19 protein-coding genes are annotated in these 22,583 nt (G+C 63.9%); 16 read left to right on the plus strand and 3 right to left on the minus strand.

Features of this window, described 5'->3' with window-relative positions; translation table 11 throughout:
* Positions 1-5: 5 nt before the first annotated feature.
* A complete protein-coding gene (locus AC1DLO_RS12200) occupies positions 6-1,088 on the minus strand; it encodes a sensor histidine kinase (protein ID WP_476890129.1) in 1,083 nt (360 codons plus the stop codon).
* A 341-nt stretch (positions 1,089-1,429) separates the two neighbouring features.
* Between AC1DLO_RS12200 and pcrA the strand changes: the two genes are divergently transcribed.
* From pcrA to AC1DLO_RS12260, 12 genes are all read left to right on the plus strand, one after another.
* Positions 1,430-4,030, plus strand: a complete 2,601-nt coding sequence (pcrA, locus tag AC1DLO_RS12205) for a DNA helicase PcrA (protein WP_476890130.1) — start codon at positions 1,430-1,432, stop codon at positions 4,028-4,030.
* Between the two features lie 24 nt (positions 4,031-4,054).
* The gene (locus tag AC1DLO_RS12210) at positions 4,055-4,780 is read left to right on the plus strand and encodes a hypothetical protein (protein WP_476890131.1); all 726 of its coding nucleotides are present in this window, start codon (positions 4,055-4,057) and stop codon (positions 4,778-4,780) included.
* Between the two features lie 258 nt (positions 4,781-5,038).
* Positions 5,039-6,208 (plus strand): ADP-forming succinate--CoA ligase subunit beta, encoded by a 1,170-nt coding sequence (sucC, locus tag AC1DLO_RS12215; protein WP_476890132.1) that lies wholly within the window; start codon positions 5,039-5,041, stop codon positions 6,206-6,208.
* Positions 6,209-6,220: 12 nt separating this feature from the next.
* Positions 6,221-7,123, plus strand: a complete 903-nt coding sequence (gene sucD, locus AC1DLO_RS12220; RefSeq protein WP_184737777.1) for a succinate--CoA ligase subunit alpha — start codon at positions 6,221-6,223, stop codon at positions 7,121-7,123.
* Positions 7,124-7,434: 311 nt separating this feature from the next.
* On the plus strand, positions 7,435-7,839 hold the full coding sequence (locus tag AC1DLO_RS12225) for a tautomerase family protein (protein WP_476890133.1): 405 nt from the start codon (positions 7,435-7,437) through the stop codon (positions 7,837-7,839).
* Positions 7,840-8,048: 209 nt separating this feature from the next.
* Positions 8,049-9,074, plus strand: a complete 1,026-nt coding sequence (gene iolC, locus AC1DLO_RS12230; protein WP_476890134.1) for a 5-dehydro-2-deoxygluconokinase — start codon at positions 8,049-8,051, stop codon at positions 9,072-9,074.
* Positions 9,071-10,000, plus strand: a complete 930-nt coding sequence (locus AC1DLO_RS12235) for a Cgl0159 family (beta/alpha)8-fold protein (protein ID WP_476890135.1) — start codon at positions 9,071-9,073, stop codon at positions 9,998-10,000. The genes iolC and AC1DLO_RS12235 overlap by 4 nt, the downstream gene beginning before the upstream one ends.
* Before the next feature lie 20 nt (positions 10,001-10,020).
* Positions 10,021-11,949 carry a 3D-(3,5/4)-trihydroxycyclohexane-1,2-dione acylhydrolase (decyclizing) gene (iolD, locus tag AC1DLO_RS12240; protein WP_476890144.1) on the plus strand — a complete coding sequence of 643 codons (1,929 nt, stop codon included), beginning with the start codon at positions 10,021-10,023 and terminating at the stop codon, positions 11,947-11,949.
* Between the two features lie 42 nt (positions 11,950-11,991).
* Positions 11,992-13,500: a CoA-acylating methylmalonate-semialdehyde dehydrogenase gene (locus tag AC1DLO_RS12245; protein WP_476890136.1), complete on the plus strand. Its 1,509-nt coding sequence runs from the start codon at positions 11,992-11,994 to the stop codon at positions 13,498-13,500.
* A 111-nt stretch (positions 13,501-13,611) separates the two neighbouring features.
* Positions 13,612-14,523: a sugar phosphate isomerase/epimerase family protein gene (locus tag AC1DLO_RS12250; RefSeq protein ID WP_184737767.1), complete on the plus strand. Its 912-nt coding sequence runs from the start codon at positions 13,612-13,614 to the stop codon at positions 14,521-14,523.
* 31 nt (positions 14,524-14,554) lie between these two features.
* On the plus strand, positions 14,555-15,568 hold the full coding sequence (locus AC1DLO_RS12255; protein WP_476890137.1) for a Gfo/Idh/MocA family protein: 1,014 nt from the start codon (positions 14,555-14,557) through the stop codon (positions 15,566-15,568).
* A gap of 8 nt (positions 15,569-15,576) precedes the next feature.
* Complete coding sequence (locus AC1DLO_RS12260; RefSeq protein ID WP_476890138.1) at positions 15,577-16,449, plus strand: sugar phosphate isomerase/epimerase family protein; 873 nt, start codon at positions 15,577-15,579, stop codon at positions 16,447-16,449.
* A 276-nt stretch (positions 16,450-16,725) separates the two neighbouring features.
* Here AC1DLO_RS12260 and AC1DLO_RS12265 read toward each other — a convergent pair whose 3' ends face one another.
* Entirely contained in the window at positions 16,726-17,745 is a 1,020-nt protein-coding gene (locus tag AC1DLO_RS12265; protein ID WP_476891871.1) for a sugar phosphate isomerase/epimerase family protein, read from the minus strand.
* Positions 17,742-18,743, minus strand: a complete 1,002-nt coding sequence (locus tag AC1DLO_RS12270) for a Gfo/Idh/MocA family protein (RefSeq protein WP_476891870.1) — start codon at positions 18,741-18,743, stop codon at positions 17,742-17,744. The genes AC1DLO_RS12265 and AC1DLO_RS12270 overlap by 4 nt, the downstream gene beginning before the upstream one ends.
* A 156-nt stretch (positions 18,744-18,899) precedes the next feature.
* On the opposite strand from AC1DLO_RS12270, the gene AC1DLO_RS12275 reads away from it, so the two are divergent.
* From AC1DLO_RS12275 to AC1DLO_RS12290, 4 genes are all read left to right on the plus strand, one after another.
* Positions 18,900-19,910, plus strand: coding sequence for a LacI family DNA-binding transcriptional regulator (locus AC1DLO_RS12275; protein WP_184737757.1), 1,011 nt, complete (start codon positions 18,900-18,902; stop codon positions 19,908-19,910).
* Positions 19,911-20,079: 169 nt separating this feature from the next.
* Positions 20,080-21,075, plus strand: coding sequence for a substrate-binding domain-containing protein (locus AC1DLO_RS12280; RefSeq protein WP_184737755.1), 996 nt, complete (start codon positions 20,080-20,082; stop codon positions 21,073-21,075).
* A gap of 64 nt (positions 21,076-21,139) precedes the next feature.
* Positions 21,140-22,198 (plus strand): ABC transporter permease, encoded by a 1,059-nt coding sequence (locus tag AC1DLO_RS12285; RefSeq protein WP_184737753.1) that lies wholly within the window; start codon positions 21,140-21,142, stop codon positions 22,196-22,198.
* 11 nt (positions 22,199-22,209) lie between these two features.
* Positions 22,210-22,583, plus strand: a 374-nt coding sequence (locus tag AC1DLO_RS12290) for an ATP-binding cassette domain-containing protein (RefSeq protein WP_476891869.1), incomplete at its 3' end; no start/stop codon positions are given.

Here is a 22,583-nt window from a genome sequence, read left to right on the forward strand (position 1 = left end):
CATCGTCATGCGTTCACCGCTTCCAACAGGATCGTGGTTCCTCGCCCAGGGGCAGAAAAGACCCGCGCGCGGCCCCCGGCATCGCGCATCCGTGCGAGAACGGATTCCTTGACGCCCAACCTGTCGGTGGGGAGCTTCGAAGGATCAAATCCACAACCGGAGTCGCTGACTACCACTGACACGTGGTCCGAAGTCCGGGACAGAAGCACATCCACATGCCCTGCGCCAGCGTGCCTGTCGGCGTTCAGGATGCATTCATCCACGGCCGCCAGCAAGGCAGCCTGGACAGTCGCGGTCAGTGGTCCGGTCATCCCATGGATCTCGACGCTGAAACCGTCCCGTGCCCGCTTCTCGGCGATTAGCCGCAGTCGAGCGGCGAGGTCGCCGGGTTCGGTCACCTTGGGCGGGGACATTGCTGCAAAACTGGCGCCGGCTGTGCCCGGGGAGGGTGAAGCACGCCGCGCCGCGATTTCTGCGGAGGCGCCGCCGTCGAGCATTTCCCGCAGTTCCTTCGAGGAAGCCCCGGCCCCTTGGCGACCGATCACGGTGAGCGTGCGCAAGGCGGTGTCGTGCAGATGCCTCGCGTTCCAGGCTGCGGAACTGCGCCGGTTCTGTGCGACGATGTGGGCCGCCACGGACTCTTGGCGCACGGCGAAATCGCCCCAGTACTGGGCCAAAGCGCGTGGTCCGCCAAGCCGCATTGCCAAGGTGATAACCCACGCCGCTGCCAGAATGAAAGCGCTCGCCGGGCGGACGCCTATCACCAAGGCGGACAGGACGGTGTATCCAAGGACGACCAGGAACGTCATGGCCGTGAACATCACCGAGCGCCAGGTTTTGCGCATCGAAAAGACGAGCACGGAACTTGCCGCGAGGACCAGGCTGTAGGGGAGGAAGGTGGGGTTGAGCTCGTCGCGTTGTTCCGAGGAGCCCAACAGTTCAGCGAGCAGGATCAGGCCGACGAGAATCCCCACGCGCTGGGGCCACGCATCCGAGTGGAGCATCAGTGCAAAGCAAAAGAAGAGCGCGGCCAAGACGAGGTATGCGGCCACGAATTCCCAAGGCTGGAGCCGGTTGGTCGCAGCCATGAACAAACTTGCCACCGTGGCGATGCACAATCCCAGAGTGGTGCCGAATTTCGACACCACCCCGGGCCGGCGCGTACGCCAAATCCCTCGTTTTCTGCGCATGCCGTTCCCCCGGATGTGTCCCTAAGCCTGCGAACTTGTGGCTTCTAAGAAGCATAAGTGGGGGAGGCCACCCGAACCTCGTTATTCCCCGGCAGAGCTGCTATTTGACGGGACATTGCGAAAGATCAGCAGGTCTTGCGTCAATGCCTTCCCCGCCAGGGCACGCTTCAGAAGTTTCGCCCTCGGGAACGGTATCCGGACATCCAGTGTCAGAGCCACCGCCTAGACTGGTAAACACCATGGATATGTTGTTTGACCCGTACGCAGATGGCCCCTTCAAAGCTGCCAGCAGAGCTGCCACCAAGGCCGCTCCAGCCATGCTTTCGCGCGCCGGCGGTGGCCTGCCGGACTTCGAACGAGGCTTGCCCGACGCCGGCGCGCAGCTCGGGCGTCAAGCCGAACCCGGTGCGGCCGGTGGCGGTAGCGGTGCGTCCTGGGGCGGGACTCCCGACGGCGACGCATCCAGTGGTGGGCACGGTCGGGGCCACTCGGGCTTGCCCTCTGCCCAGGCTTTGCTCCAAGGACTGAACCCGCAGCAGGAGGAAGCCGTCAAACATGCCGGCAGCCCTTTGCTGATCGTGGCTGGCGCAGGTTCGGGTAAAACCCGAGTGTTATCAAACCGCATTGCCTACTTGATCGCTACCGGACGGGCCCATCACGGCGAGATCCTGGCCATTACCTTCACCAACAAGGCAGCCGCGGAAATGCGGGAACGCATCGAGGCCTTGGTGGGCGGCCGCGCCAAGTCCATGTGGATCTCCACCTTCCACTCCTCGTGCGTGCGCATCCTGCGCCGCGAGGCTGCCAACGTGGGGCTGAACTCCAACTTCTCCATCTACGACTCCGCGGACTCCCTGCGGCTCATCACGCTCGTGGCCAAGAACCTGGACATCGACCCCAAGCGCTTCGCGCCCAAAGCCATCCAGCACAAGATTTCGGCGCTCAAGAACGAGCTCATTGACGACGACGCGTTTGCCTCCAGCGCCAACTACAACGAACCTTTCGAACAGGCCGTTGCCGAGGTCTTCAAGGGCTACACGCAGCGCTTGCGCCAGGCCAACGCCATGGACTTCGACGACCTCATCGCGCAAACGGTCTATATGTTCCGGGCCTTCCCGGCGCTCGCAGAGTCCTACCGCCGTCGTTTCCGGCATGTCCTCGTGGACGAATACCAGGACACCAACCACGCCCAGTACGCTTTGGTCCGCGAAATCGTCGGTGAAGGTCCCCACGCGAGCGAGCTCACCGTCGTCGGCGATTCAGACCAGTCCATCTACGCCTTCCGTGGTGCGGACATCCGCAACATTGTCGAATTCGAGAATGACTACCCGGACGCCCGCACCATCAAGCTGGAGCAGAACTATCGCTCCACGCAGAACATCCTGAGCGCCGCCAACTCCGTCATTTCGCGCAACCCGAACCGGCCGGACAAGAAACTCTGGACGGCCGAGGGCGACGGCGAGAAGATCATTGGCTACGTGGGCGAGAACGAGCACGACGAAGCCCAGTTCATCGCCAAGGAAATCGACCGGCTCCAGGACGAGGACGGCCTGCGTCCCGGCGATGTCGCCATCTTCTACCGCACCAACGCACAGTCCCGTTCCATTGAAGACGTCCTGGTCCGCGTGGGCCTTCCGTACAAGGTGGTGGGTGGCACCCGCTTCTACGAGCGCAAGGAAATCAAGGACGCCCTCGCGTACCTTCGCGTCCTGGTGAACCCGGACGACGACGTCAATTTGCGTCGCGTCCTCAACGAACCCAAGCGCGGTATCGGCGATCGTGCCGAGGGCGCAGTGGCCACCCTCGCCGAGCGCGAGCGTACGTCGTTCATGTCCGCGGCACGCAAGGCGGACCAGGCTCCCGGCATGGCCACCCGCTCCGTGAACGCGGTTCTGGGCTTCGTGAAGCTCCTGGATGACCTGGCGGAGGTGGCGACCGGCTCAGGTGCTGCGGCCGCCCTTGAGGCTGTCCTCGAACAGACCGGTTACCTTGCCGGGCTTCGGGCCAGCACCGATCCGCAAGACGAATCGCGGGTGGAAAACCTGGCCGAGTTGGTGGCCGTGGTCCGGGAATACGAGCGAGACAACCCCGAAGGCTCGCTGGGCGAGTTCCTGGAGCAAGTCTCGCTCGTGGCCGATGCCGACCAGATCCCCGACGCCCCGGAGGGATCCTCCGAGGACGCAGCCGCCGCGGTGGCAGAGGCCAAGCGGATGGGCGTGGTCACGCTCATGACCCTCCACACGGCCAAGGGCCTGGAATTCCCCGTGGTTTTCCTGACCGGCATGGAACACGGGCTCTTCCCGCATCAGCGCTCCGCTACGGATCCCAAGGAGTTGGCGGAAGAACGCCGCCTGGCCTATGTGGGACTCACCCGTGCAAGGAAGCGCCTGTATGTGACCCGCTCGGAAGTCCGCAGCATGTGGGGCCAGAGTCAATACAACCCCGCCAGCCAATTCCTTGAGGAGATCCCCACCGATCTCGTCGAGTGGAAGCGAGAAGGCATGTCCCGCCAAGGGGGCGGCTGGGGAAACGCGCCCATTGGTTCCAACCGTTACGGCGGGTCCTTCTGGGGCGCTGGCACCTCCCGAGGGGCCGCCGCCAGCGCTACCGCAGGGTTCGACGCCGACGTGCCGGCCGCCGTCGTACGCAGTCGTGTGCAGCCGCAGAAGGAAGTGGTGGCGGTCGTGGTGGGGGACAAGGTGAACCACACCAGTTTCGGCAACGGCACCGTGATCGGCGTCGAGGGCGCCGGTGACAAGACTGTGGCGAAGGTGAAGTTCGACGTCGGCGAGAAACGGCTGCTGTTGCGTTACGCGCCGTTGACCAAACTGGACTCCTAAGGCCAGTTCCGCCCGCAGGGCATAATGGGAGCCATGCGACGGACTGTCTTGGGGATTCTGGCCGCCTGTTTGGTGTTGTTGGCAACGGCTTGCTCCGTGTCCACCAAGGACCCGAACTATGTTCCTCCGGCGCCGTTGCCTCCCTTGGAGCAGCTCCGCCAGGCACCCGTTTCGCAGCCCAGCACGCTGGCGTCCACCGATGGAACGCTGGCGTTTGTCACGGCCGATCACAACGTGGTGTGCGCCATGACGTCGGCCCGCGGCGAGCACCTGGACCTTCCCTACGAGCCCAACTCCTATGCGGACAACGCCAACAATAAGCTCGCGATCGTGCCGGTGGTGCAATGCGAGCTGGCCGTCTACCCCAAGCCGCAGGCGGCGGACATCAAGGATGACTGCGGCGGGACGGGGCTGGGTTACCTTGGCGGAACGGTACTCCTGCGCCCAGACAAAGCCGTATACGGTGCGTGCCGTTCCGGGGTGACCCACATGGAATCCGAATTCGGACCCAAAGGAAGCCGCAATGGGCCCATTTCGCGGCTGCCCGTCCTGGAAGACGGGCAGAACATTGAGCGTAACGGCCTGCGTTGTTCCGCGTACAACGGCGGCGTCGCTTGCGGCAACGTTTCCGCTGGCGTGGCATTCTTCGTCAGCCGAACCGATTACCAGCTGATTTCCGACGGCGGAAAGCCCGCCGGGGGTCCGGGTCCGTCGTCCTCGCCACAGCCGTCCTACACAAGGCCGTCCTAACACAACGCAGGCCCGATGGTCTGGAAAACCGCGTCATATAGCGGTTTTTCTACGGCCGATAGAAGTGTGTGGTTACTCACTTAACGGGTACTGTAGAACCGGCTGGCCTCCCCGGGGGGCTAAAGTTCGAGAGGAACTTGCGCAATGTGACCGGCTGCCTGGCGGCCGTTCGATGCGCACCTATCCGCAGCCGGTTTTCGCGGTCACCGTGGTTTCCGGCTGTACAGAAACTACTTCGACGTAGAAGGACACTAAACCGTGGACCTGTTTGAATATCAGGCGCGCGATATGTTCGAAGCGCACGGTGTACCCGTGCTCGCCGGCATCGTGGCGCACACTCCTGAAGAAGCAAAGGCTGCAGCCGAGAACATCGGCGGCGTGACCGTCGTCAAGGCGCAGGTAAAGGTCGGTGGCCGTGGCAAGGCTGGCGGTGTCAAGGTCGCAAAGTCCGCTGACGAAGCGCTTGAGCACGCCACCAACATCCTTGGCATGGACATCAAGGGCCACACCGTCAACAAGGTCATGATCGCCCAGGGCGCCGACATTGCTGAGGAATACTACTTCTCCGTCCTGCTGGACCGGGCCAACCGCAACTACCTGGCCATGTGCTCGGTTGAAGGCGGCATGGAAATCGAGCAGCTTGCTGTTGAGCGCCCCGAGGCACTCGCCAAGGTTGCCATCGACCCCGCAGTCGGCATCGACCAGGCCAAGGCTGACGAAATCGTTGCCGCGGCCGGTTTCTCCGAGGAACTGCGTGGCAAGGTTGCTTCCGTCATCCTGAAGCTGTGGGACGTCTTCAAGAAGGAAGACGCGACCCTGGTTGAGGTCAACCCCTTGGTCAAGACCGGCGCCGGCGACATCGTTGCCCTTGATGGCAAGGTCTCTCTGGACGAGAACGCCGACTTCCGCCACGTCCACCACTCCGAGCTTGAGGACAAGGACGCAGCTGACCCGCTCGAGGCCAAGGCCAAGGCGCAGGACCTCAACTACGTGAAGCTGGACGGCGAAGTGGGCATCATCGGCAATGGCGCCGGTCTTGTCATGTCCACCCTCGACGTCGTTGCGTACGCAGGCGAAAACCACGGCAACGTGAAGCCGGCCAACTTCCTGGACATCGGCGGTGGAGCTTCCGCTGAGGTCATGGCCGCCGGCTTGGACGTCATCCTTGGCGACGAGCAGGTCAAGAGCGTTTTCGTGAACGTCTTCGGTGGCATCACCGCGTGTGACGCTGTGGCAAAGGGCATCGTCGGCGCACTGGCCGAGCTTGGTTCCAACGCCAACAAGCCGCTGGTCGTCCGTCTCGATGGCAACAACGTCGAAGAGGGCCGCCGCATCCTGGCCGAGGCCAACCACCCGCTGGTTACCCTGGCAGCCACCATGGACGAGGGCGCCGACAAGGCCGCCGAGCTCGCCAACGCAGCGAAGTAAAGGGACCTCACAATGTCTATTTATCTGAACAAGGACTCCAAGGTCATCGTCCAGGGCATCACCGGCGGCGAAGGCACCAAGCACACCGCCCTGATGCTCAAGGCCGGCACCAACATCGTCGGTGGCGTCAACGCCCGCAAGGCAGGCACCACGGTGCTGCACGGCGACAAGGAAATCACCGTCTTCGGCACCGTCAAGGAAGCCATTGCGGAAACCGGCGCCGACGTTTCGATCGTCTTCGTTCCGCCGGCATTCACCAAGTCCGCCGTGGTTGAAGCCATCGAAGCAGGCATCGGCCTGGTTGTTGTCATCACTGAAGGCGTGCCGGTTCAGGACTCCGCCGAGTTCTGGGCGCTCGCCCAGGCCACCGTGGACGCTGACGGCAAGCAGATCACCCGCATCATCGGGCCGAACTGCCCCGGCATCATCACCCCGGGCGAAGCACTGGTTGGCATCACCCCGGCAAACATCACGGGCAAGGGCCCCATCGGCTTGGTGTCCAAGTCCGGTACCTTGACCTACCAGATGATGTACGAACTGCGCGACCTCGGCTTCTCCACGGCCATTGGCATCGGTGGCGACCCCGTCATCGGTACCACCCACATCGACGCCCTGGCTGCGTTCGAAGCTGACCCGGAGACCAAGGCAATCGTCATGATCGGCGAAATCGGTGGCGACGCTGAAGAGCGCGCAGCCGACTTCATCAAGGCCAACGTCACCAAGCCGGTTGTCGGCTACGTTGCGGGCTTCACCGCCCCCGAGGGCAAGACCATGGGCCACGCAGGCGCCATCGTCTCCGGCTCTGCGGGTACGGCACAGGCTAAGAAGGAAGCTCTCGAAGCTGCAGGCGTGAAGGTCGGCAAGACGCCGTCCGAGACCGCCAAGCTGCTCCGCGAGGTCTTCGCAGCCCTCTAGTTCCGGGGTAATCCCCAAAACACGCCCGACGGCGCCTGTCACCTTCCACGTGAAGGTGACAGGCGCCGTCGTCGTTTAAGCACACGCTCGCTCACTTTTGGGGTGTTTCCCGCTGACGCTCGCTCACATCTGGCGGTCGTTTCAACGACGCTCGATCACATCATGTGATCGAGCGTCGATGTTTAAGGCCGGATAAGTGATCCAGCGTCGGTGGTGCCCCGCCCGAGGAGAGAGTGGCGCGACTAACCCTCCCTTGTGAGCTCCTGAGATAGTTTGTTAGTATGTCAGGACAAACTACGCAAGGAGAGCATATGCCCCTCGTTCGCATCGACGTCAACCAAGGCCGCACCCCGGAGCAGCTCGCCGAACTGAGCCGCCGGATCCATGATGCAATCCTCGCCGAGTACGGCATCCCCGAGCGGGACTACTTCCACATCATCACCGAACACCCCCAGGGCCAGATCTTCGCCCAAGATGCCGGGCTCGGCTTCGAACGAAGTTCTGGCGTGATCATGATCCAGATCTTCACCCAGGGCGGTCGTAGTCGCGAAGCAAAGCAGTCCCTCTTCGCCGCCATTGCCGCCGAGCTTGGTGAGATTGGTGTTGCCGGCGAGGACGTCTTCCTGGGTTACGTCGAAAACACCGCTGATGACTGGTCCTTTGGGTTCGGTCGCGCACAGTATGTCACGGGCGAGCTCGCTGTTCCCGCCCGCTAACTCCGGGGTTTGGCGCGGATTCACACCCAAATCAAGACGCAATCCCAGCCATTACGTTTCGTTGTAAATATGTCAGTACAAACCTTTGACAGGACATGAATTCTGGTGCAAAGTAGTGCTTGTGGCCCCGCTCACTGCGGGCCGGCAAAAGCACCGGAGCTCTCACCGTCCCGCAAGAAGAGTTCACTACAGAAAGGTCCGCGATCACCGTGACCCACGAACTGCTCACCATCGGGCGCATCAGCGTTGATATCTACCCGAACGACATCGGTGTGGGACTGGAGGACGTGCAGTCCTTTGGCAAGTATCTTGGCGGCTCGCCGTCCAACGTTGCCGTCGCTGCCGCCCGCCACGGCCGCCGCAGCGGCGTCATCACGCGCACTGGCGATGACCCTTTTGGTATCTACCTGCACCGCGAACTGCGCAAGTTCAAGGTCGACGACGCTTTCGTCACCCCGGTGCCGGGCCTTCAAACGCCGGCCACCTTCTGCGCGATCCAGCCACCGCACGACTTCCCGCTCTACTTCTACGGCCGTTTCCCCACGGCACCGGACCTGCAGATCAAGGCCGAGGAACTGGACCTGGACGCCATCAAGGACGCCGGCATCTTCTGGTCGACCGTGACCGGTCTCTGCCAGGAGCCCAGCCGTTCCGCCCACCTCGCGGCGCACGAAGCCCGGCCGCGCACCGGCCTGAACGAGGGCCAGTACACCATCCTGGACCTGGACTACCGCCCCATGTTCTGGGCTTCCGAGGACGAGGCCCGGGCGGAGGTCGCCAAGATCCTTCCGCACGTCACGGTGGCCATCGGCAATGACAAGGAATGCGCCGTCGCTGTCGGTGAAGGAACCCCGGACGAACAGGCCGACCGCCTTCTGGCCACCGGCGTCGAGATCGCCGTCGTGAAGCTCGGCCCCGAAGGCGTCATGGCCAAGACCCGCACCGAGCGCGTCGTCTCCGCACCGGTCCCTGTGGAGACCGTCAACGGCCTGGGCGCGGGCGACTCCTTCGGCGGAGCCTTCTGCCACGGACTGCTTTCCGGCTGGCCGTTGGCCCAGATCCTGGACTACGCCAACGCCTCCGGCGCGATCGTCGCCTCCCGCGTCTCCTGCGCGGACGCGATGCCGACGCCGGAAGAAGTCACCTCATTGCTCGTCGAACGCGGCCGCCTGACGCCGGCCGGCCCCAATGCCGCGGCTTCGCACGCAGCAGTTTCCGAAGGAGCAACACGTTGAGCTTCAATGATGATCCCCGCCGTTACGAGCACCTGAGCGCCATCCGGCTTGAAGATCCCGACGCCGTTGCCCGCGCCGCCGCCGCGCGCCGCCGCCACCCCGGCCTGAAGTACGGGACCCAGAACTTCATCGTGGCCGCCGACCACCCTGCCCGCGGCGCCCTGAGCGTCGGTTCGGATCCGGTGGCCATGGCCGACCGCCGCGAGCTCCTGGACCGCTTGCAGATCGCTTTGGCGAATCCCGCCGTCGACGGTGTCCTGGCGTCCCCCGACATCATGGATGACCTGCTCCTCCTCGGCGCCCTCGAGGGCAAGCTCGTCTTCGGTTCAATGAACCGTGGCGGCTTGGCTGGCCTGGTCAACGAAATCGATGACCGCTTCACTGGCCACACCGCAGCTGCCCTGGACGCCCTGGGCGCCGATGGCGGCAAGATGCTCACCCGCATCTGCCTCGGGGACCCGGACACGGCGAAGATCCTGGAGGCCACGGCGAAGGCGGTGGACTCCCTCGCGGCGCGCAAGCTGATCGCCATGGTGGAACCGTTCCTGTCGGTCCGCGAGGCAAACGGCAAGGTCCGCAATGACCTTTCCCCGGACGCCGTGATCAAGTCGATCGCGATCGCCGAAGGCCTCGGCTCCACGAGCGCTTACACCTGGATGAAACTGCCGGTTGTGGCCGAGATGGAGCGCGTTATGGCCGCCACCACGCTGCCCACGGTCCTGTTGGGCGGGGATCCAGATGCGGGCCAGGATGAGGTCTTTGCCAGCTGGCAGGCTGCCCTTGCCCTGCCGGGAGTCCAGGGATTGACTGTGGGACGGACCCTTCTGTATCCGGCCGACGGGGACGTTGCCGGGGCCGTAGCCACCGCCGCCTCGCTCTTGAAGACGGCGGAGCTGCTGAAGACACCTGCGAAAGTATCGGAGTAAGAGTAATGTCAACGCGCAGAATGACGGTCGCCCAGGCGGTTGTCGAGTTCCTGTCCAAGCAGTACACGGTTGATACCGTGGGCGGGAACGAGTACCGGGAGCGCCTGATCCCGGGCACCTTTGGGATCTTCGGCCACGGCAATGTTGCTGGTGTGGGCCAGGCGCTCAAGCAGTACCAGGCCGCAGACCCGAGCATCATGCCGTACTACCAAGGCCGCAACGAGCAGGCCCAGGCTCACCAGGCCGTTGGCTACGCCCGGCACACGCGCCGCCGCCAGACGTTCGCCATCAGTACCTCGATCGGTCCCGGCTCGTCGAACCTGCTGACCGGTGCGGCGCTGGCCACCACCAACCGGCTGCCGGTCCTGCTGCTGCCCAGCGACACCTTCGCTACCCGCGCGGCGGACCCGGTGCTGCAGCAGCTCGAGCTGCCCTACGCCTACGACATCACGGTCAACGACGCCTTCCGTCCGCTCTCGAAGTTCTTCGACCGGGTGTCCCGCCCGGAGCAGTTGTTCTCCGCGTTCCACCACGGCCTGCGCGTCCTGACGGACCCGGCCGAGACCGGTGCGGTGACCATTTCGCTGCCGCAGGACGTCCAGGCCGAGGCATTGGACGTACCCGAGGAATTCCTGGCTGAGCGTGAGTGGCGGATCCGCCGCCCCGAAGCCGACGACGACGATATCCGCCGCGCCGCAGAGGCCATCCGTGCAGCTAAACGGCCATTGATCATTGCGGGCGGTGGTGTCCTCTACGCCTTCGCCAACGAGGAACTGGCCAAGTTCGCCGAGCTGACCGGCATCCCGGTGGGCAACACCCAGGCCGGCGTCGGCGTCCTGCCGTGGGACCACCAGTTCTCCCTCGGAGCCATAGGCTCGACGGGCACGACGGCGGCGAACGCGATCGCTGCCGAGGCTGACTTGATCATCGGCATCGGCACCCGTTACGAGGACTTCACGACGGCGTCGCGCACTGCCTTCCAGAACCCCGACGTGACGTTCGTGAACATCAACGTGGCCGCGATCGACGCCTACAAGCACGGCACCGTGCTGCCGATCGTCGCCGACGCCCGCAAGGCCCTGGTCAAGTTGAACCAGGCGCTCGGCGGTTACCGCGTGGGCGCGGACCTGGAGCAGAAGATCGCGGCGGAGAAGAAGCGCTGGAACGCGATCGTTGACGAGGCCTTCGATACCCGCCACACCCCGCTGCCGGCACAGAACGAGATCATCGGCGCCACCAACCGGGCCATGGATGAGCAAGACGTAGTCATCTGCGCCGCGGGGTCCTTGCCGGGTGACCTGCACAAGATGTGGCGCGTCCGGGATCCGTTCGGCTATCACGTCGAATATGCCTACTCCTGCATGGGCTACGAAATCCCCGGTGGCCTGGGCGTCAAGCGCGCCGCGTTGGCCGAGGCCGCCGCGGGCGGCAAGGATCGCGACGTCGTCGTGATGGTGGGGGACGGCTCCTACCTGATGATGCATACCGAACTGGTCACCGCCGTCGCTGAACGCATCAAGCTGATCGTGGTCTTGATCCAGAACCACGGATACGCCTCCATCGGCTCGCTCTCGGAGTCGCTGGGTTCGCAACGCTTCGGGACGCAGTACCGGGTCCTGGACAAGGAACAGCACTCGTTCGACGCCGGCGCGAACCTGCCCATCGACCTTGCCCTCAACGCCGAAAGCCTCGGTGCCAAGGTGATCCGGATCGAGCCGGGCGAGAAGGTCATCGCCGAACTGGAACAGGCAATCCGCGACGCGAAAGCGGCGCCGGAAGACAGCGGGCCGATCGTCATCCACGTCGAATCGGACCCCTTGCTGGACGCCCCGAGCTCCGAATCCTGGTGGGACGTTCCCGTCTCGCAGGTCTCCGAACTCGAATCCACCCAGCAGGCCTACCAGACGTACACAGACCACAAGAACCGCCAGCGCAAGCTGCTCGGCTAACCCCTCAAGCTCCCTTCAAGCTACAGACAAGGAAGTCCGCACATGTCGACGACCACCCTGACCACTATCAAGCATTTCATCAACGGTGTTGAAACTGCCGGCGCAGGCGATCGCAGCCAGCCGGTCTACAACCCGGCCACCGGCGCAGTTTCCGCGGAACTGCGCCTGGCGAACCGGGCCGATTTGGACGCCACCGTCGCCGCAGCCAAGGCCGCCAGCGAAAAGTGGGGCGATTTCTCCCTGGCCAAGCGCACCGCGGTCCTGTTCAAGTTCCGCGAACTCGTCGCCTCGCACGTGGACGAACTCGCAGCCCTGATCACGGCAGAGCACGGCAAGGTCATCTCCGACGCCAAGGGCGAGATCGGGCGCGGCCTGGAGGTCATCGAATTCGCCTGCGGCATCCCGCAACTGCTCAAGGGCGACTACTCGGACCAGGTCTCCACCGGCATCGACGTCTTCTCCTTCCGCGAACCGCTCGGCGTCGTGGCCGGCATCACCCCGTTCAACTTCCCCGTCATGGTGCCGCTGTGGATGGCCCCGATGGCTATCGCCACCGGCAACGCGTTCATCCTCAAGCCCTCCGAACGCGACCCCTCCGCGTCCATGCTGCTCGCGAAGCTGTGGAAGCAGGCCGGCCTTCCCGACGGCGTCTTCCAGGTCCTGCACGGCGACAAGGAAACCGTGGACGGCCTCCTGACCCACCCGGACGTGGACGGCATTTCCTTCGTCGGCTCCACCCCGATCGCCAAGTACGTCCACGAGACCGCGACGGCGCACGGCAAGCGGGTCCAGGCCTTGGGCGGAGCGAAGAACCACGCGATCATCATGCCCGACGCCGACCTGGACAACGCTGCCGACCACCTGGCCGCTGCCGCGTTCGGTTCCGCCGGGGAACGCTGCATGGCCATCTCCGTTGCGGTCGCCGTCGGCGATGCCGCCGATCTGCTCGTCAAGAAGGTCGAAGAGCGCGCCCTGGCCGTGAAGGTCAAGAACGGCACCGAGCCCGACGCCGAGATGGGCCCGGTCATCACCCCGGCCTCCAAGGAACGCATCGTGCGGATCGTCACCGAAGCCGAAGCCGCCGGCGCGGCCATGGTCGTGGACGGCCGCGACCTCGTGGTCCCCGGCCACGAGGAAGGTTTCTGGGTCGGCCCCACCGTGATCGACCACGTCAAAACCGAAATGACCGCCTACACCGAGGAAATCTTCGGACCCGTCCTCGTCGTCGTCCGCGTCGAGGACCTGGACGCGGGCATCAAGCTGATCAACTCCAACCCCTACGGCAATGGGACCGCGATCTTCACGTCCTCTGGCGCGAACGCCCGCAAGTTCCAGCGCGCAGTCACAGTAGGCATGGTGGGCATCAACGTGCCCCTGCCGGTACCGGTGGCCTACCACTCCTTCGGTGGCTGGAAAGCTTCGCTGTTCGGCGACAAGCACATCTACGGACCCGAGGGCGTCTCCTTCTACACACGTGGCAAGGTCATCACCTCCCGCTGGCCCGAGCCCACCCACGCCTCCGGCGCCTCCTACAACTTCCCGTCCAACTAATCCCCACCGCCACCCAACTGACTCGCAATAGTTGTCGTTATGGGCCCTCATAACGACAACAAATGCGAGTCAGTTGGGCCGGAGGAGAGCCGTTCGAACAAGGATTGAGAAATGACAGAGAACAAACTCATCATCGGTACAGCGCCAGACTCCTGGGGCGTCTGGTTCGCGGATGACCCCCAGCAGACTCCGTGGGAGCGCTTCCTCGATGAAGTGGCCGAGTCCGGCTACAAGTGGATCGAACTTGGCCCCTATGGCTACTTGCCGAACGATCCCGCCCGCCTGGCCGAGGAACTCAAGCAGCGCGACCTCAAAGTGACGGCGGGAACGGTCTTCACGGCGTTCCACCGTGGTGCCGCACAATACGAGGAAGCCTGGGAGCCCGCACGCAAGGTTGCCGAGCTGACCGCAGCCATGGGTGGTGAGCACATCGTCGTCATACCGGCCATGTGGCGCGACGACGTCACGGGCGAGGCGGTGGAGAGCGGCGAATTGTCTCAGCAGCAGTGGGATGACCTGTTCGCCGGCCACAACCGCATGGGCAAGGTGCTGCTCGAAGACTTCGGCTTGAAGCAGCAATTCCACTCCCACGCTGATTCCCACGTCGGCGCCCAAGCGGATATCGAGCACCTGCTCGCCGAGACCGATCCCCAGTACTTGAACCTCTGCCTGGACACCGGACACGCCGAATACTGCGGCGCGTCGAGCCTGGAACTGATTAAGAACTACCCGGACCGCATCGGCTACCTGCACCTGAAGCAGATCAACCCGGACGTCCTGAGACAAGTCAACGAGGAGAACATGACGTGGGCCGCAGCCAACCTGGCCGGCGTCATGACCGAACCGCCGAACGGCCTCCCGGATCTCCGAGCAGTCATCGAAGCCGTTGAAGGACTCAACCGACCAATCTTTGGCATTGTGGAACAGGACATGTACCCCGTGGCCTTCGACGTCCCCATGCCTATCGCCAAGCGCACCCGCAACTACCTGCTCTCGTGCGGTTCCCGCACCACCGTGCAGTAGCACAGCAGCCCAGACACCTAAGGACAGAACATTGACTGACATTCTCCGCGTGGCCGTCATCGGCGCAGGCCGCATGGGCGCCGACCACATCAAGCGGCTCAGCACCCGCATCCACGGCGCCGAGGTGGCCGCCGTCGTCGACGTCGACCTCGCCCGCGCGCAGGCCGCCATCGCAGGGATCGACGGCGCGGTGGCCCTCGCCAGCGCTGACGAGGCCCTCAGCAACGGTGACGTCAACGCCGTGCTGATTGCCACCCCCGGATTCCTGCACGAGGAAATCCTCTACAAGTCGCTGGAGAAGGGCTTCCCGATCCTCTGCGAAAAGCCGCTGACTCCGGATGCCGAGAGCGCCTGGAAAGTTGTGCAGGCCGAAACCGCCCTCGGCCATAAGCGCATCCAGGTGGGCTTCATGCGCCGCTTCGACGCCGAATACGCCGCTTTGGGCTCCGTGATCCGCGACCGTGAACTCGGCGAGTTGCTCATGCTGCACCACCAGCACCGCAACCCGAACACCCCCGAGGGCTTCACCAACGAGATGCTCATCAACGACTCCGTGGTCCACGAGTTCGACGCCATCCGTTTCTTCACCGGCGAGGAAATCACCTCCGTGCAGGTCCGCCTGGGCAAGGCAACACGCAACGCACCGAACGGCCAGCACGACCCCCAGCACGTCCTGATCGAGACCGAGTCCGGCGTCCTGGCCGACGTCGAAATCTACGTGAACGCCAAGTTCGGCTATGAAGTCGCCACCCAGGCCTCCTTCGAGGACGGCATCGTGAACATCGGCGGCGATGGCGGTCCTTACGTCCGCAGCGCCGGCCGCTGGGGCGGCAAGGTCACGCCCGGTTTCGAAGAGCGCTTCGGTGCCGCGTACGACGTCGAGGTCCAGGCTTGGGTGGACGCCGCCCGCCGCGGCGAAATCGGCGGTCCTACCGCCTGGGACGGCTACGCCACCGCTGCTTGCTGCGAAGCCGGAGTCGAGGCCCAGAAGTCGGGCGAAAAGGTCGCAGTACAGCTCAATGCCAAGCCTGAGCTGTACAAGTAGGAGTGACCATGAAGATTGCCCTCGACCCCACCCCGTTCCACCACAGCCACAGCCTGCTGGAATTTCCGCGTTTGGCCGCCGATCTCGGCTACAAATACCTCCAGCTGACCCCGCACGCTGACTTCATCCCGTTCTTCAACCACCCCAAGGCCGACGACGAACTGGTGGGCCAGTTGAAGAAGGCCTGCAAGGACGCCGACGTCCAGATCGCCTCGGTGCTTCCTGTGCTGCGTTGGTCCGGGCCCGACGAAGACGCCCGCGAGGCCGCTGTCCGCTACTGGAAGCGGGCCATCCAGATCACGGTCGATCTTGGCGTGCAGACCATGAACACCGAATTCAGCGGGCGCCCGGAAAAGGCCGAGGAGTCCGAGAGGGCCTTTTACCGCTCTATGGAAGAGCTCCTTCCGATCATCGAACGCGAGGGCCTGGACGTCCTCATTGACCCGCACCCGGACGACTTCGTGGAGGATGGACTTGCGGCCCTCCGTGTCATACGTGGCGTGAACTCGCCCAACATCGGCATGGTCTACGTTGCCTCGCACACCTTCCACATGGGCAACAAACCGCTCGACATCATGCGGGCCGCGGGGGACAAGTTGCGCCTGGTCCACGTGTCCGACACCATGGATCACCACGCCTCCCACGGGCTGCGCTACATCACCAACCCGCCCGGCAACGCCGTGCGCGTGCACCAGCACCTCAAGATCGGCGACGGCGACGTCAACTGGGACGAGTTCTTCGGCGGACTCAAGGAAATCGGCTTCCTGGACAAGGACAACACGGTCATGGTGTCCAGCGTCTTCGCCGAGGACGACAACGCCAACGAGGTGTCCCGATACCAGTTGGAGACGATGGGCAAGTACATAGCCAAGGTCCAGTAGAGGGGACACGGAAGGGGGCGGCGATTTTCTCGCCGCCCCCTTCCGTGTTTATGGCCGGATATGTGAGCGAGCGTTGGTGATTAAGGCCGGATATGTGAGCGAGCGTTGCATCGACCGACGCTCGCTCACCTTTGACGCCCTTTTGACCGACGCTCGCTCACGATCTCATGGCAGAATCGCGGTCTTCCGGGACGACGTCGTGTACCAAAACTCGTGGGGGCTCCAACCGAACATCGGATGGAGCCCCCACTGGCGCTGGCTGGTTTCGCTGAGTTGCTAAGCCGTCACGTTCAGCGACTCGGTGAGCGCTGCGTCGGCGTCCCGCAGGACATTGGCGGCGACCTCGAGACCTTCGATTCGGCCGAGTGAGGTGTCTTCGTGCTCGATGTTAACGAGCATGCCGGGATCGACTTCGTGCAGGGAGCGCAGGAACTCGGTCCAGTAGGCGGTGTCGTGGCCGCGACCGAGGGCAACGAAGTCCCACGCGGAGTTCTTGGGCCACTCGTTGGCCCACTCGTCGCCGCCGAGGTTGGTGCGGTTTTCCTCCGGCGAGAGCCGGCGGAAGCTGTTGTCGAGGACACCGTAGAGGGCGGCGTTCTCCGTGTTCACGCGGACGTCTTTCGCGGCTGCCTGGAAAACCAGCGGGCCGAGTTCGCGGACCACCGCGACGGGATCCATCTGCTGCCAGAACAGGTGCGATGCGTCCAGTTCGACGCCCACATGCGTGGCTTCCGTGAGTTCGATGAGCTTGCGGACGTCGGCGGTGTTGAACACGATGTTCTGCGGGTGCAGTTCGAGGGCCACCTTGACGCCGTGCTCCGCGGCCAGGCGGTCGGTCTCGCGCCAGAACTTGGCTGCGACGCCCCACTGGTAGTCAAGGACATCGAGCGCAGCGGAGTTCCACGCGTTCACGATCCAGTTCGTCACGGTCGCGCCAGGCTCACCGCCGGGCAGGCCAGACATGGTCACTACCCGGTTCTGGCCGAGGCGCTCTGCGAGTCGGATGGAGCGGCGGATGTCCTCGGCGTGCTTCTCACCGATCTCGGGCTTGGGGTGCAGCGGGTTGCCGTTGCAGTTGAGGCCCGCGATCGAGACGCCGGTGCCTTCGAAGATGCCGAGGTAGTCATCCCGCGCGGCATCCGAGACGAGGATCTGGTCCATGGTGGGCACGTGGACGGCGGGCAGGAATCCGCCCGTGTTGATCTCGATGCCCGTCAGCCCGAGGTCGGCAATGACTTTGAGGGCCTCGGGAAGCGGCCGGTCGTGCAGGATTGCGTTGTAGACGCCGAGTTTCATAGCGTGATTTTCTTTCCGTTGTTGAGCGCGGATTCGGTGACGGCGCCGAGCAGCTCCATGTTGCGCACGCCCTCGTCGAACGTCGCGCAGCGCGGGAGGGACTCGGCCTCCGGAAGGCCGGCAACCTCTTCGAGGAACGCCCGGGCCTGGTAGCCGAAGGCGTCGTTCTGGCCGAATCCGACCTCGGGAGCGTCCATGGCGAGGCCGCCGGCGATGTAGGGATGGCCCGGGCCAAGGATGACCTGGCGGTAGCCGTTCTCGTTGCCCGAGCCATCGTTGAGGAACAGCTGGATTTCGGAGGGGCGGCGCTGGTCGAACTTGGCGGCGCCGTTCTCGCAGAACACTTCGAAGTTGAGGCTGTTGGCGTGCCCGGCGGCAACGCGGGAGACCTCGAAGCTTCCCGCTCCGCTTTCGAACTCCGCGTTGAAGGCCGCGTAGTCGTCGTTCTCAACAGCCTCAAAGGTGTCGCTCACCGCTGCATGGTCCTGTCCCATGACGGCGCCGAGCGGCAGCGGGCGCTTGCCGATCACGGTGCTGAGGCGGCCACCGGTGATGGACTTGATGTCGCCGCAAAGGAACTCGGAGACGTACGCCAGATGGCTTCCGACGTCGGCCAGCGCACCTGAGCCGGGGCCGCCTTTGTAGCGCCAGCTCATGGGAGCCGAGGGGCTGAATCCGTAGTCCGTCCAGTAGCGGCCGCTGAAGTGCAGGACGTTTCCGAGCACCCCGTTGTGGATGAGGTCGCGGATGTAGGCGATGCCAGGCGTGCGGCGGAAGGTGAAGCCAATGCGCGCGATGCTTGAAGCGTTGCGGGCGGCCTCCGCCATGGCACGGGCGTCCTCGAGGGAGTCGCTCAGTGGCTTCTCGCAGCCGATCGATACGAGGCGCACCGGCGGAAGCGCCGGGCTGTAAAGGGTAGACGCTGTGCGGTACGCCGCCGCGTGTGCCTTGCCGGCCATTCCTGCGCCGATGACGGCGACCCCTAGGCTCTCAGCCATTGATTTCTCCTTCGAAATTCAGCCTGGGTGCCGAACACCCCTCTGGCATTTTGGAGCGCTACAATTTAGCACTGGACTCAAAGCTTAACCATGTGAGTATGTCCTGTCAATGTCCGATGGATAGTCTAGGCAGAAGAGAAGAAAGGTTCCCCGAACATGAGCGCGACACGTCCCAAAACCCGCCGCCCGACCATCTATGACGTTGCCAAACATGCCGGCGTCTCGCCGTCGTTGGTGTCCTTGGTGTTGCAGTCGCCGGAGAGGGTTAGCGACAAGCGCCGTGAAGCCGTCCAGGCGGCAATTTCGGAGCTCGGCTACCGTCCCAGCCGTGCCGCGACTGCATTGGCGAGCAACCGGACGAAGAGTATCGGGCTGTTGATCGACGACTACCGGAACCTGTGGTTCGTGGACCTCCTGAGGGGCATGGAGTCCGTCCTCTCTGACCTGGGCTACCACGTCATGCTGGCCGACTCCCGGCCTGGCGAGAACCGTATCAAGGATGCCACGGACGGCCTCCTCGCTCTGCATGTTGACGCGCTTGTCATTGCCGCGGAGCCGAGCGAGTCCATGCTTGACGGGACGGGGGTTCCTACGGTGGTGGCCGGGTGGCGCAAGGGGGTGCCGATCGGCGCCGACCTGATAACCAACGACGACGACGGCGGGGGCGGCATGGCTGCCAACCATCTGCTGGGGCTGGGCCATACCCGCATCGGCCATCTGTCAGGGGCCGACGGCGCGTCAGCCCACCGGCGCGCCGGTTTCCGGCGGGAGATCCGGGCCGCCGGCGTCGAGCTTCTGATTGCCGAGTCCCAAGGCACTTCCGAGGAAGATGGCTACGCTGGCGCCTCCTGGCTCCTGGAACGCTATCCGGACATTACCGCGATCTTCGCGGCCAACGACACCATGGCCATGGGCGCCTTTGCCGTCCTCAAGGCCCGGGGCCTTCGCGTGCCGAGCGACGTTTCCGTGATCGGCTATGACAACTCGCCGTTGGCCAAGTCGAGGTACCTGGACCTCACCTCAGTGGACAACCGCAGCGACCTTGTCGGGATTGATGTCGCGCACAGGCTGCTCGCCAGAATCGAGGATCCGGCCATTGAGCCCCAGAAGACCTTGATCGAACCCGTTCTGGTGCTGCGAAGTACCACGGCCCGGGTGACCCGCTAGCCCCCATTCGGCGCTGTTCGCGGGAGCTCGCATGACTATCTCACGTAAAAACATCCTAATGTCAGGACAAAGTATTGACATCTGTGAGCCGAGTCACCATGATCTGTGTAGAGGGCTTTGAGCTCCTGCAGAGTGGCAGGGCCGCAACCCCTATCAAAGGAGATAAATCGTGAAGAAGTTTTCCTGGCGGAAGGCGGCACTTGTGGCGGCCGTCGTTCCGATGATGGCTCTTAGTGCTTGTTCCAGCCAAGGCGGGAAGCCGGCTGACAGCGGCAACGCCGCCGGTGGTGGACAGGCCGTGAGCACTCCGCGCATGAAGGTGGCCCTCATCACCCACGCCGCCGCGGGAGACACGTTCTGGGACATCGTCCGCAAAGGCGCAGAGGAAGCATCCGCGAAGGACAATGTTGACCTCCTCTACACAAGCGACCCTGAAGCCGGGCGCCAAGCGCAGCTCGTCCAGCAGGCCATCGACCAGAAGGTTGACGGCATCGCCGTCACCCTCGCCACTCCGGATGCCCTCAAGGACGTCCTCAAGAAGGCCGTCGATGCCGGTATCCCGGTGGTGAGCCTCAACGCCGGTGAGGGCGTCTCCGCGCAGCTCGGGGCCTTCACTCACTTCGGTTCGAATGAGAAGCTCGCTGGCGAGGCAGTGGGTACCAGGCTCGCTTCCCAGGGCTTCAAGCACCCGGTCTGCGTGATCCAGCAGCAGGGCCACGTCGGCCTCGAAGCACGGTGTGCCGGCGTCAAGGAGAAGGTGCCCGGAACGGAGATCCTGTACGTCGACGGCAAGGACATGACCGCGGTCCAGTCCACCGCCACCGCGAAGCTCCAGGCAGCCAAGGATGCAGACGTCATCATCGGTCTGGGCGCGCCGATCACCCTCACTCTCCTCAAGTCGGTCACGGACGCCAGCAGTTCTGCGAAGGTGGCCAGCTTCGACCTGAACGCGGAACTCGCCCAAAAGATCGTGGATGGCGCGGTGATCTTTACTGTGGACCAGCAGCCGTGGCTTCAGGGCTACATGTCGGTTGACTCCCTTTGGCAGGCCAAGCGCGGAGGATTCAAGCTCGGCGGTGGCCAGCCTGTCCTGACCGGTCCCACCATCGTGGACAAGTCCAACGCTTCCGATGTCCTCAAATTCGCCCAGCAGGGCGTCCGCTAGATCCAGGATTCTGGCCGCGCGGCGGGTGACCGCCGCGCGGCCTGACCAACAAGGAGTTCTTCCTATGGCAAACACAGCAACCCTGCCGCCGGCGCCGGCTTCGACGCCCGGCGATGAGCGGATCGGCAGACGCAGCCCGGTCCAGAAGTTTTTGGCGAGGCCCGAAGTCGGTGCCCTGGTAGGGGCGGTTGTCCTGTTCATTTTCTTCGCCTCGGTGTCCCAGACCTTCACGCAGCCGAATGCTTTGGCTACGGTCCTGTATGGTTCCTCGACGATCGGGATCATGGCGGTGGGGGTGTCGCTGTTGATGATCGGCGGAGAGTTTGACCTTTCCACCGGTGTGGCCGTGATCTCGTCCGCACTGACTGCCTCCCTATTCAGCTGGAACTTCTCGCTGAACGCATGGGTCGGCGTTGTGCTGGCGCTTGTGGTCTCCCTCAGTATCGGTTTCATCAACGGCTGGATCCTCGTCAAGACGAAACTTCCCAGCTTCATCGTCACGCTCGCGACCTTCCTCATGCTGACGGGCCTCAACCTGGCCCTGACCCGCCTCATCGGCGGCAGCGTGTCCTCGCCGTCCATCTCCAAGCTCGACGGATTCGATTCCGCGCACGCGGTATTCGCCTCGTCCATCAGCATCGGCGGCGTCGAGGTCAAGATCACGGTGTTCTTCTGGATCATCCTCGTTGCCATTGCGTCTTGGGTCCTGTTGCGCACCAAGGTGGGCAACTGGATCTTCGCCGTCGGTGGTGACGCGAACGCTGCCCGTGCGGTGGGTGTGCCGGTGACCAAGACCAAGATCGGCTTGTTCATGGCGGTGGGTTTCTGTGGCTGGATCTTGGGCATGCACAACCTGTTCGCCTTCGACGCCGTGCAGTCCGGTGAGGGCGTGGGCAACGAGTTCCTCTACATCATCGCGGCGGTCATCGGCGGCTGCCTCCTGACGGGCGGCTACGGTTCGGCGGTGGGCGGTGCGATCGGTGCGTTCATCTTCGGCATGGCCAACAAGGGCATCGTGTACGCGCAGTGGAACCCGGACTGGTTCAAGTTCTTCCTGGGCCTGATGCTGCTGCTGGCCACCATCGTCAACCTCATCGTCAAGCGCCGCGCAGATCTCAAGTAAGGGGCGGACCAATGAATGCCAAACAGATCGACCAACAGACACTGCTCAAGGATGAAAAGGATCCGCTGACCCACACGCCCGTGCACCTGCTGTCCCTGGACAAGATCGGAAAGCACTACGGGAACATCATCGCCTTGCGCGATGTGACCATGGCCGTGGACAACGGCCGGGTCACCTGCGTGCTGGGGGACAACGGTGCGGGCAAGTCCACGCTGATCAAGATCATCGCGGGCCTCCACCAGCATGATGAAGGCGTGCTGCACATCATGGGCGAGGAGCGGAAGTTCAACTCGCCCAGGGACGCCCTCGACGTCGGCATTGCCACCGTGTACCAGGACCTGGCCGTGGTCCCGTTGATGCCGATCTGGCGGAACTTCTTCCTCGG

The sequence above is a fragment of the Arthrobacter sp. 01T419 genome, assembly GCF_056398865.1.